Genomic DNA, 14,952 nt, shown 5'->3' on the forward strand with positions numbered 1-14,952 from the left:
CCACCAACCCCAACCACCAACCCCAACCTCAGCCCAGGAGCTTCACCAGCTCCTCTCGCGCCGCCTCGCCACTGCCTGTCGGGTCCTTGCGGGCCAGGAAAATCGGCAAGTCGCCCGCAGGTGCATCGAAGTACGGTGCCGCCTGCGCGGCGGCATCGGCGGCGTCGCGGGCCAGTTCGTGCGAAACCAGCACCGAGACGGCGCCCTCCCACAGCTCCGGCGCATCCACCAGATCCCGCACCGTCCGCACTGGCCGCTGCTCCGGCGCCGGCTCGGCCACCGTCCACGAATGCCGCCCGTGCCGCACCACTTCCGTCCCGCCGCCGGGCAGGTGCACCGTCGCGCGGCTGCCCGGCGGCACAGTGACCTCGAGCGTCAGCTGCGAGTCCGCGCGCCGCCACGAGACCTCGGCCTCACCGTACGGGGTGTCATGCCGGGCCGTCGCGTGCGTCAAAGCCTTGTACGGCAACGGCTTCACCACGATCTCCCGATACCCCGGCGCCGCGGGCGCGAGCCCCGCCACCGACCGGTGCATCCAGTCCGCCACCGCCCCGAGCGCGTAGTGGTTGAAGGACGTCATCTCCCCCGGGTTGATCGTCCCGTCCGGCAGCATGCTGTCCCACCGCTCCCAGATGGTCGTCGCCCCCATCGTGACCGGGTACAACCACGACGGACACCCCTTCTCCAGCAACAGCCGGTACGCCAGGTCCGGCCGCCCGGCCTTCACCAGCGCGTCGGTCATCAGCGGGGTACCCACGAAACCCGTCGCGATGCGGAAACCGTTGCCCCGCACCAGATCCGCGAGCCGTGACGCTGCGTGGGCGCGCTGCGAAGCCTCCGGCAGCAGTGCCCATTCGAGCGCCAACGCGTACGCGGTCGGAGCGTCCGAAAGCACCCGGCCCGAGGGCGTCACGTAATGGCGCACGAACGCTTCGCGCGTCGAAGCGGCCAGGGCGGCGTAGTGCGCAGGGTCCTTGCCGATCACGCGCGCGGATTCGGCCACGATCTCCGCCGAGCGCGCCAAATACGCGGTCGCCACCACGTCGGGATAAGCCTGCGCGGCGAACGGATTGTCGGGCGGCGCGGTCGGGTCGAGCCAGTCACCGAACTGGAAACCGCCCGCCCACACGCCATCCGTGGTCAGCGACGCGATCTTGTCCACCCAGGCGCGCATGCTCTCGTACTGTCGCGCCAGGATCTCCGCATCGCCGAAACGCTGGTACAGCACCCACGGCACGACGGCAGCGGCATCGCCCCAGGCCGTTGCCGTGGGCTCCGGGTCATAGAGCACATCGGGGATCACGTACGGCACCGCGCCGTCCTTGTGCTGGTCAGCGGCAAGATCGCCGAGCCAGCTGGACAGAAAACCCGCGGTGTCGAACAGGAAACTCGCGGTCGGCGAGAACACCTGGATGTCCCCGGTCCAGCCGAGCCGCTCGTCGCGCTGCGGGCAGTCCGTCGGCACGTCGAGGAAGTTCCCGCGCATCCCCCACACCACATTCCGGTGGAACTGGTTGAGATCCTCGTCGGAACAGTCGAACCATCCCGTGCGCCGCAGGTCGGTGCCCACCACGACGGCCTCCGCGGTGAACTCCGCGACCCCGCTGACCTCGGCATACCGGAAACCGTGGAAGGTCAGGTTCGGCTCCAGCACGTGCTCGCCCTCGGGCAGCAGATAGCTGTCTGTCGCCTTCGCCGAGCGAAGCGGCCGCACGCCGAGCTCGCCGTCCTCCAGCACCTCCGCGTGCCGCACCGTGACTTCGCCCGGCCCATGCGCCCGCAGCCGCACCCAGCCCACGAGGTTCTGCCCGAAGTCCACCAGCGTCTTACCCGACGGCGACTCCCAAACCCGCACCGCGGGCAGCACCTGCGTCACCCGCACCGGCGGCCCCTCCGGCGCGACCAGCCGGCCGAGGTCCGCCTCGACCACCTCGACGGAGTCCACAGTGGACTCGCGAGGACGTAGATCCGTGCGCTGCCCGTCGTACAGGTCGTCGGCAAGGATGCCGCTGTCGTGCGCGGACCACTGCTCGTCCGTGCCGATCACCTCGGTGGTGCCGTCCTCGTAGGTGACCTCCAGCTGCGCCAGCAGCGCCAGCCGGTCACCGTAGAATGCGCTCTTGCCCGACCACGTCAGCCTGCCGCGGAACCAGCCGTTGCCCAGCAGCACATCGAGCGTGTTCTCGCCCTCCCGCAACAGCGTGGTGACATCGTGCGTCTGGTAGCGCAAGCGGTGTTCGTACGACGTCCAGCCGGGGGCCAGCACCTCGTCGCCGACCCGGGATCCGTTCAGCGTCGCCTCGTAGACACCCTGTGCCGTCGCGTAAAGCCGGGCCGACCGGATGCCTGGGCGCAGCGTTACGGTCCGGCGCAGGATGGGCGCCGGGCCGTCGTGCGCGGGGCTGATGAACCGAGCCGACCAGTCCTCCGGAGCCAGCAGCCCAGCCTCCACTGTGGACGGTCCGCTCCAGTCCGACCACGCCCCGCCGGAAGCCACCCGCACCCGCACTTCGGCGCGTTCCCGCGAGGCCAGCGGCTCGAACGGCCACGGCACCAGCACCTGCTCGGCCGACTCCACCCGCACCACCGTGCCGCCGGACTCGAGCTCGTAGGCCGTCTGCGCCCATTCCGGGTCTTCGGTTCTCACCTGCCACGACAACCGTGGCGTGGCGGTGCCGACGCCCAGCGCGGAATCAAGGTGCTCGAACCGAACGGGACTGACTGTCATGGCCTCTCTCCGTACTCGATGAGCCGCACCGGCCCGAACAACCCGGTGCGGACCTGCCCGGCCGCGACGGCTGTGGTCGGCGACGCGTCGTCGAGGTACCCGGCGAGGGTGCCCCGCACGACGATCTCCAGCTCGTTTTCCCCGGCCCGCACCACATCGGTGACCTCGGCCTGCCACGGAGCCCACACGAGCCGGTCGACGAGTTCGCCGTTGACCAGCACATCCGCGGTGCCACGCACGCTTCCGAGATCCAGCACCGCCCGGCCGCCCGGAGCGTGAAAAGTCGTGCGGTAACGAACCTGCCCGCCCAGCGCGCGCAGCCCGAGATCTTCCCAGCTCAGCAGGGTTGTCTCGGCTTCGGCGACCTCGACCTCCACAGCCGAATCCACCAGCGCTCCGCCGCGCCGGCCGTCGGTCGCCGTGATCCGCAGGATCACCGGAGTACCGGCGGGCAACGGCTCGGGCAGCCGGACTCGCTGCTCCACCGGCTTGTACTCGGCGTCGCCGACACGCACCACGACGTCGAGATCGGTCGGCACCCGCAACGCGGTCATCCCCAGCGGCGCCGGGAACCCCAGCTCTTCGACGCGCTCGCCGCCGGGCCGGACGTCGGGAATCACCGGGACCACCACATCCCCCTGCGCCGCACCGGGTTCGAGCCAGTGCGCGCCCGGCAGCGGATGCGGCCTCGGCCCCGCGCACAGGAACCGCGGGTCGCGGGTGTGCTTCCGGCGCAGCGTCGCGCCGTCCCACCCCGGCCCGCTGAGCAGGCCGAGTCCGGGCGCGTCCACGCTCGCGAAAGCGTCCTCGGTCAGCTGCAGTGAGACTGTGTTCTCGCCTGACCGCAGAAATTCCCGCAGCTCATAGGGGTGCACCCGGATTTCGCGATGCCCGGGGTACGGATTGAAGTCGCCCTGTTTTCCGACCTCGACGCCGTTGACGAACACCCGGCAAGCTCCTTCGCTGCCGACGTGCATCGTCGCGTCCGCCGGCCACTCGTCGAGCCGGAAGGTGTGGCTGATCTCGGTGCCACAGAGCCATTCCGGCCGTCGGTAGGCGTCGGGATCGGCGACCACGGCGAACGACGCGCGCACCGGCCCGTCCTCGTCAGCCGTGAGCTCCAGCTCCAGTGGCACCGTCCGACTGGCCGTTTCCGCTGGTAGTGGGCTGAAAGTCTGGTAGCCGTCGCCCTCGGCGGCCAGTTCCCGCCCGTCGACCCACACCCGGCGCGCGGCACTCGAGCCGACCGCGAGGAACAGCCCGGACCGCTCGGGCAGCGGCAGATTCGTCCGCACCCGCACCGTTTCCCCGGCTCGCACCTGCCGCCAGTCGAGGAACTCCTCGGGCACGTAACCCTTAGGCCCCAGCGTTTCGTTGTGGATGGGGTCCTTGAGGATGCCCCGGGAAAGCGACCATTCGACGCCCTCGGCGAACTCACCGTAGCCCGCGACTACAGTGCGGCCCTCGTGCTCGAACCGCCACACTTCGATCGGCAGCACGCCATCCCGTGCCGACGCGGCGAGGTCGCCATCGCTGTTGTCCAAAGTGGACTCCGCGAGCGCCCGCCACGGGCCTTCGAGCGCGGTGACGCCGGTGGGCGCAGGTAGCGTGGCGCGGGTCGGCTCTGGCAGGTCGTCACCGAACACCACCAGCGAAACCGGACCGTCGCGGAACGGCACTTCGGTGACTCCGTTCGTCACCGTCAGCTCCGTGCGCGCTCCGGTGCGCGGATCCCATTGCTGCGCACGGGAAGTCAGCCCTTCGACGCGGGCGACTCGCGTTGCGGGCGAGACGAAGTCGTACCCGTTCTCGCGAAGCTGGCGCCAGTAGTCCTCCCAGGGAAAGCCATTGCTCGCCCAGTTCTCGTCGGCCAGGTGGACCATCGGCGCCTGCGTGCCGGTGCGCTCGTCGTGCGCGGTCAGCAGGAGCACGTGCGTGTTCCCGTATCGTCGCAACAGGAACGGCGCGTCCGCGCGAACGGCGGGCGCGGGCAGAGCGAGTTCCGAAGGGCTGTCGATCTGTATTGCTCCGGTCAACCCGTCGGGGATCGAGCCGATGCAGACCACCGTTCCGCCCGAGGCTGCCAGCTCGGAAAGGCGTTGTGTCGCATCGGGATCGAGCAGGGTTACGTCCGGCACGACGACATTGCGGTACGTCTCCTCGCCGATGCGGAGTCCGTTGTGGACGATCGTGCCGCCCGCGATGGTGTGCTCGTCCAGCGCGTCGTGGTCGATCCCGGCCCGTTCGAGCACCCCGCGCTGTTCGGCGAACCAGGCGCTGACCCCGTTGAGTTCGTGGAAACACGCCGCCGCGCGTTGGGCCGGTTCCAGCGGCCCGTCCAGCGTTGTGAACGCCTGCGCCGTCGTGGTCGGCGAGAGCAGGATCGTGTCGCACACGTGCGTACCCGCGCTCAGCACGGAGCACAACCGTGCGACGGCCGTGGAAAACTGGTGGTAGGAGGGCCAATACGGCTGTCGCCAGCACGTCGACGGCGGCGCCCACTCCCACCAGCCGCCGACGGTCGAGTAGTACACGGCGTGCGGGTCGTAGAGGTTCGCGCCACGGCGGAGGAACGGCGCGAGCCAGTCGTAGGTCTCCTCCAGCGAACCGCCCCAGCCAGAAGAATGGAACGCCTCGATCCACGTGCGCGGGCGGCCGTGCGCGTGCGCGAGTGAGCTGTGTACCTTCGGGTCGCCCCAGTGATCGCTGCCGGGCGCGCCGAAGCCCGAATGCGTGCCGAGGTAGTCGCCGTAGAGCTGCACCCCGCCGACCGGATCCCCTTCCCGCGCCGGGGAAGCCTGGTCGAAACCGCAGATCAGGCCGCGGTCGGCGAACCATTCGTCGAGCGGGTCGAAGAACGCGCGCCGGGCCAGCCGCGCGCGGTGTTCGTGGTAGTCACGCCGGATCCACGGCGAATGCCCTTCCTCGAACAGCGCGGGCAGCGGCAGTTCGTAGCCGTAGTGCTCGGCGAACGTCTCCGCGAAATCGCGGCCCCAGGTCGGCATCGCGGGCAGTTCGTCCTGGAAGAAGCCGGGGATGACGGTGCCGAACCAGCGGCCGACCGTGCGCTCCAGCGTGCCGTGGACCTGATCCAGCAGTGCCGCGCAGGCCTCGACGCCGAAGTAGTCGAAGCCACTGACGCGATGCGTGATCTCGCCGCCTTCGCGGTGCAGCGCGAGCCCCGCGAACTCCGGGTTCGCCGCGGTCAGGCGGCCCTGGAAGTTCGCGCCGGAGAAGCCGATCTGGTCGTACATCCACAGGTGGAAACCCAGCTCGGCGGCGTCCGCGCAGGCCGCGTCGAGCAGCTCTGTCCATTCCGGACTGAGGAACGGCGGATCGTCCGCCACCGAACCGAACATCGGGCCGGTGGGAGCCAGGCACATCACGACGGCCTGCCGGACGCCCTGCGCCACGAGCCGTTCCAGCTGGCGGCGCAGCCGGTCCCGGGTCACCCTGGCCCCGCTCCACCACCAGATCGGCAACGGCGAGAACTCGGGGCCAGGGTGGGAAAACCGGTCGAGCAACGTCATGCGGCGGCCCGCTCCGCCTGGATCTGCTCCAGCGACTTACCGGTGGTGTTCGGCATGAAGAAGTACCCGGCGACCCCGCTGATCAGCAGGCACCCCGCCAGCAGCGCGGCGACCGGCCCGATGCCCGCGCTCGCCAGTGTCGGCACGAAGAAGCTCCAGATGCCGAGGAAGGTCCGCGCGATGCCGAAGGTGAAGCCCTGCGCGGTGCCGCGCAGCATCGTCGGGAACAGCTCCTGGCTGAAGATCTTGTACACCGCTTCGCCCGCGAACGCCGCGCCGACGCCGAACAGGACGATGTTCGCGATGATCACCGGGATGTTGAACGGGAACACCAGGTAAGCGACGTAGGCGAGCACCTGCATCACCGCGCCCGCGGCCCACATCCGCTTGCGGGTCAGGTGCCCCTTGTCGACCAGCCGCATGAACGGGATCGTCGCGAGGATGCCGATCACGAACCCGGCGCAGGACAGCGCGACGCTCGCGGCCTGGCTGCCCGCGTGCAGGGTCTTGATGATGTACGGGGTGAAGATGCCGTTCGTGCCTGCCGCGATGTTCCAGAACAGGTAGATCGTCGCGGTCCAGATCAGCGCCTTGAGGTTCGGGCCGGAGAACAGCGCGCGCAGCTTCTGCTTCACCGGCTCCTGGGAAGCGGCCTGCCAGCGGGCGGATTCGGCGAGCCCGCGGCGGAGTGCCCACGTCACGAGCGCGACCACGAACAACATGCCGAACACGATCCGGATGCCGAGCAGGTCCAAAGAGGACAGTGCGAGTGCCATCAGCAGCACGATCACCGGGCCCACGTTCCACGCTATCTGCGTGAAACTCAGCAGTTTCCCGCGATGCTTCGACGGGGAGAACTCGCCGACCAGCGCGAGCGACGTCGGCACGTCCGCGCCGACCGCGAGCCCGACGACGAAGGTGCCGATGAACAGCATCGGGGCGTTCACCGCGAGCCCGATGCAGGCGATGCCCAGCGCGTAGACCAGGAGGTCGTACTTGTAGATGCGTTTCCGGCCGAGCCGGTCGCCGAGCCGCCCGCCGATCACCGCGCCGATCGCGCAGCCGATGGCGTTCGGGCCGATCGCGGCGAGCGCGCCGACCGCGCCGTCGCTGAGCCCGAGGTACACCTGGAACAGGGCGAGCCCGGACCCGAGCGCCACGATGGACCCCGCGTCGAGGTAGGAAGCCATCCCGGCGAGCACGGACCATTTCCACTGTTCACGAGTGACGGTGCCGCCGTCCTCGGCCGGCGTGACGCCGACGGTCTCCGGGGATGTCATGTGGGCCTCCTAGTCGACATTGACGTAGGTCACATATTGAAACGTATTAAGCGGTGAGGGTAGCCAACCGCGCTCGCCCGGACAAGACCCGTTTCGCGATGAGCCGGAATGTTATGAATCGTTTCACGGCGAGTGACCGGATTGGGGACCCGCTGTGTCCGGCGGCGGCCGGGAGCTGGGGGTGATCGAGTGGGGGGCGCTGGGGTTTCTTGGCTCTCCCGGGAGTCCTGGGGTTTCTTGGCTTGGCGGGCCCGCGGGGGCGATTGGGCGGCGGACGGTTTGGGGTGCCGAGGTTTGGTGGTGCGCTGGGATGTCGGGTCTCTTGGCGCGCCGCGAGTTCGGGGTAGCCATGGGTTTGGTGATCCGTCGGCGAGTCCTCGCGGTGGCGAGGTTTCATGATCCGCCGCGGCGCGCTGAAGGTCCAGCGTTTCCTGCTCTGGTGATCGGCACGGCAGGCCGGTTCGCGAGTGCGTGCGACGTCGGCGAGAATACGCGGGAGTCCTTTGCGGGTGCGGGTTTCCTGGTACCTGAAACGTTTCATCCGCGTGGTACGCTGTCGTCCGGACTTGAGCGAGGGGGCCAATGGTCGGCATCAAGGAAGTCGCCCGGCGCGCGGGCGTTTCCATCGGCACGGTGTCCAATGTGGTCAATCGGCCACATGTGGTTTCGGCCGCCACCCGCTCGCGCGTGCTTTCGGTGATCGAGGAACTGGGCTACGTCCGCGACGAGTCCGCACGCCAGTTGCGGGCGGGCCGCAGCCGGATCATGGCCTTGCTGGTGCTCGATCTCGGCAACCCGTTCTTCGTCGATCTCGCCCGCGGCGCCGAGGAAGCGGCGCACGACGAAGGCCTGAACGTGATCACCTGCAACAGCGGGCAGCGCGTGGAGCTCGAGGCTTCGTACCTCTCGATGCTCGCCGAGCAACGCGTGCGTGGAGTCCTGCTCAGCCCGGTGGACAGCAACGGCGCGGCGCTGCGGACGTTCCGCCGCCGCGGGATCCCGTACGTGCTGGTGGACCGCAATGTGCCGGTGGCGGAGGCGAGTTCCGTCTCGGTGGACGACGTGGCGGGCGGGGCGCTGGCGGCGCGGCATCTGCTGGAGACGGGGCACACCGACATCGCCTTCGTGAACGGGCCGACGATCCTGACCCAGTGCCGCGAACGTGAGGAAGGTGTGCGTTCGGCGTTGGAGAACTCGGGCGCGCGGCTTTCCGTGCTGGAGACGGGTGCGCTGGACGTGGCGTCCGGGCGTGACGCCGGTGCGCGGCTGCTCGGGATCAGTCCGCGGCCCACCGCGGTGTTCTGCGCCAACGATCTCCTCGCCTTGGGCGTCTTGCAGGCGATGGTCGCCGCCGGGGTGCGGGTGCCGTCGGAGATGGCGATCGTCGGCTATGACGACATCGAGTTCGCCGGTGCCGCCGCCGTCCCGCTGACTTCGGTGCGTCAGCCCGCGAAACGTCTCGGCCGCACGGCGGCGGAGCTGCTGATCGCGGAGACGAGCGAGCGCGAGGGGCCGGTCGAGCACCGCGAAGTGGTGTTCAAACCGGAGCTGGTGGTTCGCGCTTCGACGAGGCTGCATCGAGAGTGAGCCGTGGCGGACCCCGGAGAGGAGACGCGGAACCAGCAGCTTTCACGCAATGTGAGCGATCTGCTCAGTGAATTGCGCGTCGCGCAGGCCGGGGTGCAAATCCTGTTCGGTTTTCTGCTGTCGGTGGTGTTCACCGCGCAGTTTCGCGAGGCCGCCGGGTTCGAGAAGGGTATGCATCTGCTCGCCGTCGTGCTCGCCGCGCTGGCCACGGCGTTGCTCACCGCGCCGGCGGCATGGCACCGGATCCTCTTCCGCACCGGGAGCAGGGACGTCATTGTCCGCTGGGGCAATCGGGCGGTGCTGGCGGGACTGGTGTGCCTGGCGGCGGCGGTCACCGATACCGTCGCGCTGATCGCGAAGGTGGTTTACGGCCCGGTCGCGATGGGCGTTGTCGGCGGGCTGGTCGGCGTGGGGTTCATCGTGCTCTGGTTCGTCGTCCCGCGATTGATTTCCCGCGCCCGTCCGTAACGGTTTTCGCCGAACCGTACAGCGGGCGCGTCCTTCGCCGATAAACTGCGTGTCCCCGCGTTGTCCTATTCGGAGGTCTCCTTGGCCCGGCTCACCGCATTCCTCGCCTGGTCCACCCAGGCCGGCTCACCGGACGCCGTGAAGAAAGCGCTGTCCGTGATGAAGACCAAGCTCGGTGAGCACGGCTTCGACTATTACGACTGGAACGAGAACCAGAGCGTCAACAAGGACATCGGTGCCAAGGTGTCCGACGAACTGGTGAAATCCGATCTGGTGATACTGGAGGGCAGCAAACAGCGCCCGAACCTGGCCTACGAAGCGGGTTACGCGCACGCACTGCACCTGCCGCTCGTGGTGGTCAAGCAGTACGACTCCGAGCGGCTGCCGGAGAACTTCGGCGAACCCGACTACCTTTCGTACCCGGCGGACGTCGGGGACGAGCTGGGGTTCAAGGATTTCGAGTCCCGGTTCGCCGACTGGCTGGGCAAACTCGCCGCGACCACGCTCTCGCCGGGGCAGCGCTCCGCCCGCCACGGCCGCAACTCGCTGAACGAGCAGATCAACAAGTTCATCGACGGCTACCCCGAGGAGCACGCGAGCCTGCACCTGCTCGGCGGCTGGGCCGGCGCGCTCGCCCACGAGCTGGACTCCGGCGGCGCGTCGCAGCTGGTCGTGGACGCCGACTACTACCTGCCCAGCTTCTCCAGCCTGCGCGGCTGGGACGGCGGTGAGGTCCGCGCGATCGCCGACCTGACCGACGAAACAGAGCAGTTCTGGACTCCGGACCACCCGGAGGAGATGACGGCCAACGTCAGCGAGCGCGTGTTCCTCATCGACTGGTCGTGGTTCTTCGAGGAAGAGAGCAAGCTCGCCCGCCAGATCAACCTGTGGAAGCAGCACCAGGCCCGGCACCGCGACAGGCCGTACGAGATCTTCATCGCCGCCAAGGAGGAGCTGCGGCCGGGCGAGGTGCACCCGATGGGGCCGGGCGCGGTCGGGCATCACCTGCTGCTGCTCGACCCGGACCTGATCGGCGGCTACCGGCCGAACCCCGGCCGCATCGACGGCCGCCAGCTGGTCATCGAGCGAAATGCGCTGCGGTTCGCCAGCGCCACCCAGTTCTACGACTCGATCAAGGCGCGCGCGGTCCGCTTCGAGCCCAGCATGAAAGCGGCCGACCTGCGCCGCGCCTGGGTGGCGCGCAACGACATCGGGCACTGGGACGAGGACTGGACGAGCGAGACGGAATTCCGCTCCCCGGACTACTTCGACGACTACGAACGGCACATCCGGTGCTGGATCCCGAACTACGCGCAGATGATCCGGGACTGCGCGGCCACGGTGTTCCGGGAGATCCTGCGCATCTACGCGGACAGCATGCGGTCGGTCGGCGTGCTCGAAATCGGGTATGGCACGGGCAGGCTGACCAGCGAGATCGTGCCGTGGATCCGCAACATCAACCGGCCGTTCTACGACCTCGAGCACCACGGCCCGGTGCGGCAGTACCGCGGTGTCGACCGGGCGGAGCAGATGGTCCAGTTCGCGCGTGAGCGGCTGATGCCGGAACAGCAGACGGGGCTGGACATGCGGCTCGTCCGCGGCACGGCGTGGGAAGACGTGGACGGCCGGTACGACGTCGTGTTCGGCTCGCTGGTGATGCACTTCCTGATCGGCCCGGACCCGACGGACGAGACGCTCGACGAGTTCTTCGGCAACTGCGCCGAGCACACCACCGAAGACGGCACGCTGATCTTCGCGGACGTGTTCGGCGTCAACGGGGATCGCAAGGGCTCGTCGTCGATGGAGAAATGGCGCGAGTGGATGGCCCGGTACGGCCTCTCGGACGACAAGGTCGAGGGCTACATGGCCGGCAACACCGACATGACCAGCGCGGCGCCGGTTTCGTTGCTGCGCAAGGCCGCGGAGGCACACGGCTTCAAGACGCGCGTGAAGGTGGTCGGAGCGCCGACGCTGCCGTTCCGCATCGTGGTCTTCCAGAAGGACCGGCCAGGCCGCGATTGAGGCAGGTCTTGCCGTTGGGCTCGGCCGTGTTTGCCGGTGGCGTCGGCGTGTTTGCTGTCGGCGCGCGTTTGTTGGCTCGTGGGGTTGGTGTGTTGGTCACCCTCGGCGGCCAACATGCCAGCGGGAGCGCCGACGCGCGGACGGGGGCGGCCCACTCGCTTGACGGGGCGGCCAACATACCCACGTGGCGGGCCAACCCGCGGACGGGGGCGGCCAACATGCCGACGCCACCGGCAAACACGCCCGCGTGGCGGGCCAACACGCCTGCGTGGCGGGCCAACACGCGGATCCTGCGAGCGCTGACGCCGACTACCGTCGCGACCCGGCCAGATAGCCCACCGCCTGCGTCCACGCTACCGCGCCCACCGCTTCCGCCGGTGGTAGGAACTCCGGGTGGTGCAAGGGCCGCGGCCGGAAGCCGGGGGCGTCGCGGAGGCCGACGAAAGCCATGAGTGCCGGGCCCAGCCGGTGCAGGTGGGCGAAGTCGTCGCCGCCGCAGGAGCGCCACGGCGCGGCCACCGCGAGGCCCGCTGCGGGGGCGAGCGCGGCGGCCAGCGAAGCGAGCGAGTCGTCGTTGACCAACGGCGGCTCGCTTTTCGTGAACCGCACCGTGGCCGTGCAGCCGTGGGCCCTGGCGACGGCCTCGATGGTCGAAACAACCGCCTCCCGCAACGTCGCCTGATCGTCCGCGTCGAGTGCGCGCAGCGTCGCCCACGCGCGCGCCCGGGGCGGGATCACGTTTTCCGAAGTCCCGGCCTCGATTTTGCCCACCGTCAGCACCGCCGCGTGCGTCGGATCCACGCGCCGGCCCACCAGCGTGTGCAGCGCGACCACGACCTGCGCCAGCGCCAGCACGGGATCCGACGTGAGATGCGGGTACGCGCCATGCCCGCCGACCCCGTCGAGCACGATCTCCACCGCGTCCGAGGCCGCGTTCACCGCACCGGGCTCCACGCCGATGGATCCCCACGCCAGCAAGGGATGCAGGTGCGCGGCGACCACCGCGTCGAAGCCCTCCGTGAACTCTTCGAGCAACGCCAGCGCACCCGAGGGATGCCGCTCCTCGCTGGGCTGGAACACCGCGGTGAACGGCGCGGGCAGCTCGTCCCGCATCCGGTGCACGGCACGCGTCAGAGCGACCAGCGCGGCACTGTGCACATCGTGACCGCACGCGTGCATGTGCCCGTTCGTCGAGGCGAAGGGCGCGCCCGTCTCCTCGGGGATCTCCAACCCGTCCAGCTCGGCGCGCACGAGCACTCCGCGCGGCCCGCCAATCCTTGACACCAGGCCGGTTCCCGCCACTGGACGCGGTTCGGCGGGCAGCGCCGCGGCGATCAGCTCCGCCGTGCGCACCTCCCGGAAACCGCTTTCCGGAACCGCGTGCAACCGTTCCCGCAGTGCGATCGCGGACGGTAACTCGTCGTCGACTAACCGCAGCAGTTGCTCCACACTGGACACGCCCCTGTTCTTACCGTGCGGAGAGCTCGTTGACGTCACGACCGGCAGTGCTGATCCGGGTGCTCTTCGCCGTACTGGCCGTGGTTTCGCTCGTACTCGGCTACGTCGGCCTCGCCGAGTACCTCGCGGGTTCGCCGCAGTTCGCGCATCGCCCGATCGACCTCGCCTACTACGACCTGCAGCTGTTCGTGATCAACTCCGCGCCGGTGAGCAACGGCGGCCCGTACCCGTGGCCGCTGGAGATCAGCCGCTTCCTGACCCCGGCGGTCACCGGTTACGCGGTGCTGGAAACGGCGCGGTTGCTGTTCGCCAGCGAGATCGCGCGGCTCCGCGCCCGCCGCCGCGCGGGGCACATCGTCGTCTGCGGCGAGTCGGTGGCCGCCCGCACGCTCGTGGCGCACCTCGCCGACGCCGGGCATCGCGTCGTTTCCGTTGCCAGCGCGCGGAACGCGGGCGTGCTGAACGCCGCCGGGCTGGCCCGCGCCACGCGGCTGTACGCCTGCGCGGACGAGACGCCGGCGAACATCGCGACGGTGCTCGCCGCCAGCCAGGTCGAGCGGAAAGTGCACACCCCGCTGGAGATCTACGCGCACGTCGCCGATCCCGAGCTGGGCGAGGCGTTGCGCGACGGGCGCTGGCAGGCGGGACTGGAGGTGGACTTCTTCTCCCTGGACGGCGTCGCCGCGAAGGAGGTCGTGCAGACCGAACAGCCGGACGGCGAACGGCTCGTCGTGATCGGGCTGAGCGCCTTCGGCCGGGCGCTGCTCCTGGAGCTGGCGCGGCGCGCGGACCGGGCCGGGACCGGGCCGGTGGAGGTCACCGTCGTCGACGCCGACGGGGCGGCCGCGGTGGCCGAACTCCGGGCCAGGCACCCGTTCTTCGCCGCGTCGTGCGTGGTCGAGGTGGTGCCTGTCTACCATCCGGAACCAGGTGTGCACCGGGTGTTCGTCTGCCACGATGACGAAGAGCGGGCGCTGCGCGACGGCCTCACGGCGGCGGCTACCGTGGACGCGACCCGGGGCACTGTGATCGTCAGAATGGCGCAGCTGGCCGGTGTAGGTGAGATGATTGTCCAGCACGGTCAAGAGGACCGGCTGCGGTTCGTAGGAGTACTGGACATGGCCAGCGTTTATCTGTCCGAGCGGATCACCGATTCGCTGGCGCGCGCCGTGCACCGGCGTTACCTGCGGGACCAGCAGGCGCTCGGCCAGACGCGGGCCACCAACCCGTCGCTGGTGAACTGGGACGACCTGCCCGAGACGCTGCGCGAGGCGAACCGCGCACAGGCCGGGGATATCGAGCGCAAGCTGGAGCTGGTGGGCTGCGCGGCGGTGCCGAGCCTGGAAGAGGCGCCGTTCACGTTCGAGCCGGACGAGATCGAGCGGCTGGCCGTGATCGAGCACGAGCGCTGGATGAAGGAGCGTCAGGCCGACGGCTGGCGCTACGGCCCGGTGCGGGACAACGAGCGCAAACTCCACCCCGATCTGCGGCCTTGGTCACAGCTGGGCGAGGAAGAACGGCAGAAGGACCGCAACGTGGTGCTGTCGCTGCCGACGGTGCTGGCCGACGCCGGCTACAAGATCGTGCGCCGCGGTCAGCGCAGGCGGTAGAGCCAGGTTCGCCAGACGATCGCCGTCGGCACCCCGATGCAGAGCACGGTGCCGAAGACGATCAGGAACGAAGTGTGGGCTTGCGCACCCGCCACCATCAGGAACAAACCGCAGGCTATCGAACAGAGGGCGCCCAGTATCGCGAGAACCACACTCGGAATCCGCATCGGCCGCAGTTCTGCCAACCGCTGGGCCAGGCGTGGATTCTCCTCGGCGAGCTGCCGTTCGATCTCGGACAGCCGCCGCTGCTCTTCTCCGTGAAGTGCCAT

The 14,952-nt window shown here is 69.4% G+C and carries 9 protein-coding genes; 4 read left to right on the forward strand and 5 right to left on the reverse strand.

The genetic code is table 11. The features are described from left to right. Positions 1–28: 28 nt before the first annotated feature. The 3 genes from FPZ12_RS27445 to FPZ12_RS27455 are packed head-to-tail and all read right to left on the reverse strand — an operon-like array spanning position 29 to position 7,538. Complete coding sequence (locus FPZ12_RS27445; protein WP_144761857.1) at positions 29–2,728, reverse strand: glycoside hydrolase family 78 protein; 2,700 nt, start codon at positions 2,726–2,728, stop codon at positions 29–31. Continuing rightward, on the reverse strand, positions 2,725–6,258 hold the full coding sequence (locus FPZ12_RS27450; protein WP_144761854.1) for a hypothetical protein: 3,534 nt from the start codon (positions 6,256–6,258) through the stop codon (positions 2,725–2,727). Before FPZ12_RS27450 ends, FPZ12_RS27445 begins: the two co-directional genes overlap by 4 nt. Beyond that, a complete protein-coding gene (locus FPZ12_RS27455; protein ID WP_144761850.1) occupies positions 6,255–7,538 on the reverse strand; it encodes an MFS transporter in 1,284 nt (427 codons plus the stop codon). Before FPZ12_RS27455 ends, FPZ12_RS27450 begins: the two co-directional genes overlap by 4 nt. A gap of 582 nt (positions 7,539–8,120) precedes the next feature. Here FPZ12_RS27455 and FPZ12_RS27460 point away from each other — a divergent pair. From FPZ12_RS27460 to FPZ12_RS27470, 3 genes are read left to right on the forward strand one after another with little or no spacing between them, the layout of a single operon-like run. Beyond that, a complete protein-coding gene (locus FPZ12_RS27460) occupies positions 8,121–9,125 on the forward strand; it encodes a LacI family DNA-binding transcriptional regulator (protein WP_144749334.1) in 1,005 nt (334 codons plus the stop codon). Positions 9,126–9,128: 3 nt separating this feature from the next. Further along, the gene (locus FPZ12_RS27465) at positions 9,129–9,593 is read left to right on the forward strand and encodes a DUF6328 family protein (RefSeq protein WP_144749332.1); all 465 of its coding nucleotides are present in this window, start codon (positions 9,129–9,131) and stop codon (positions 9,591–9,593) included. A gap of 60 nt (positions 9,594–9,653) precedes the next feature. Continuing rightward, positions 9,654–11,615 (forward strand): class I SAM-dependent methyltransferase, encoded by a 1,962-nt coding sequence (locus FPZ12_RS27470; RefSeq protein ID WP_144749329.1) that lies wholly within the window; start codon positions 9,654–9,656, stop codon positions 11,613–11,615. Positions 11,616–11,924: 309 nt separating this feature from the next. On the opposite strand, the gene FPZ12_RS27475 is transcribed toward FPZ12_RS27470, so the two are convergent. Further along, a complete protein-coding gene (locus FPZ12_RS27475; RefSeq protein ID WP_166462927.1) occupies positions 11,925–13,073 on the reverse strand; it encodes a M20 metallopeptidase family protein in 1,149 nt (382 codons plus the stop codon). 29 nt (positions 13,074–13,102) lie between these two features. On the opposite strand from FPZ12_RS27475, the gene FPZ12_RS27480 reads away from it, so the two are divergent. Beyond that, positions 13,103–14,683: a RyR domain-containing protein gene (locus FPZ12_RS27480; protein WP_144749324.1), complete on the forward strand. Its 1,581-nt coding sequence runs from the start codon at positions 13,103–13,105 to the stop codon at positions 14,681–14,683. On the opposite strand, the gene FPZ12_RS27485 is transcribed toward FPZ12_RS27480, so the two are convergent. Further along, positions 14,668–14,952 carry a DUF3040 domain-containing protein gene (locus FPZ12_RS27485; RefSeq protein ID WP_144749322.1) on the reverse strand — a complete coding sequence of 95 codons (285 nt, stop codon included), beginning with the start codon at positions 14,950–14,952 and terminating at the stop codon, positions 14,668–14,670. The two genes, FPZ12_RS27480 and FPZ12_RS27485, sit on opposite strands and share 16 nt — an antisense overlap.

Source organism: Amycolatopsis acidicola (genome assembly GCF_007713735.2).
Lineage (GTDB): Bacteria > Actinomycetota > Actinomycetes > Mycobacteriales > Pseudonocardiaceae > Amycolatopsis_E > Amycolatopsis_E acidicola.

What these genes read in the sequence shown, in the direction of transcription:
- FPZ12_RS27455 (WP_144761850.1), bottom strand. Translation starts at nt 7,538, where the DNA reads ATGACATCCCCGGAGACCGTCGGCGTCACGCCGGCCGAGGACGGCGGC.
- FPZ12_RS27485 (WP_144749322.1), bottom strand. Translation starts at nt 14,952, where the DNA reads ATGGCACTTCACGGAGAAGAGCAGCGGCGGCTGTCCGAGATCGAACGG.
- FPZ12_RS27450 (WP_144761854.1), bottom strand. Translation starts at nt 6,258, where the DNA reads ATGACGTTGCTCGACCGGTTTTCCCACCCTGGCCCCGAGTTCTCGCCG.
- FPZ12_RS27445 (WP_144761857.1), bottom strand. Translation starts at nt 2,728, where the DNA reads ATGACAGTCAGTCCCGTTCGGTTCGAGCACCTTGATTCCGCGCTGGGC.
- FPZ12_RS27460 (WP_144749334.1), top strand. Translation starts at nt 8,121, where the DNA reads ATGGTCGGCATCAAGGAAGTCGCCCGGCGCGCGGGCGTTTCCATCGGC.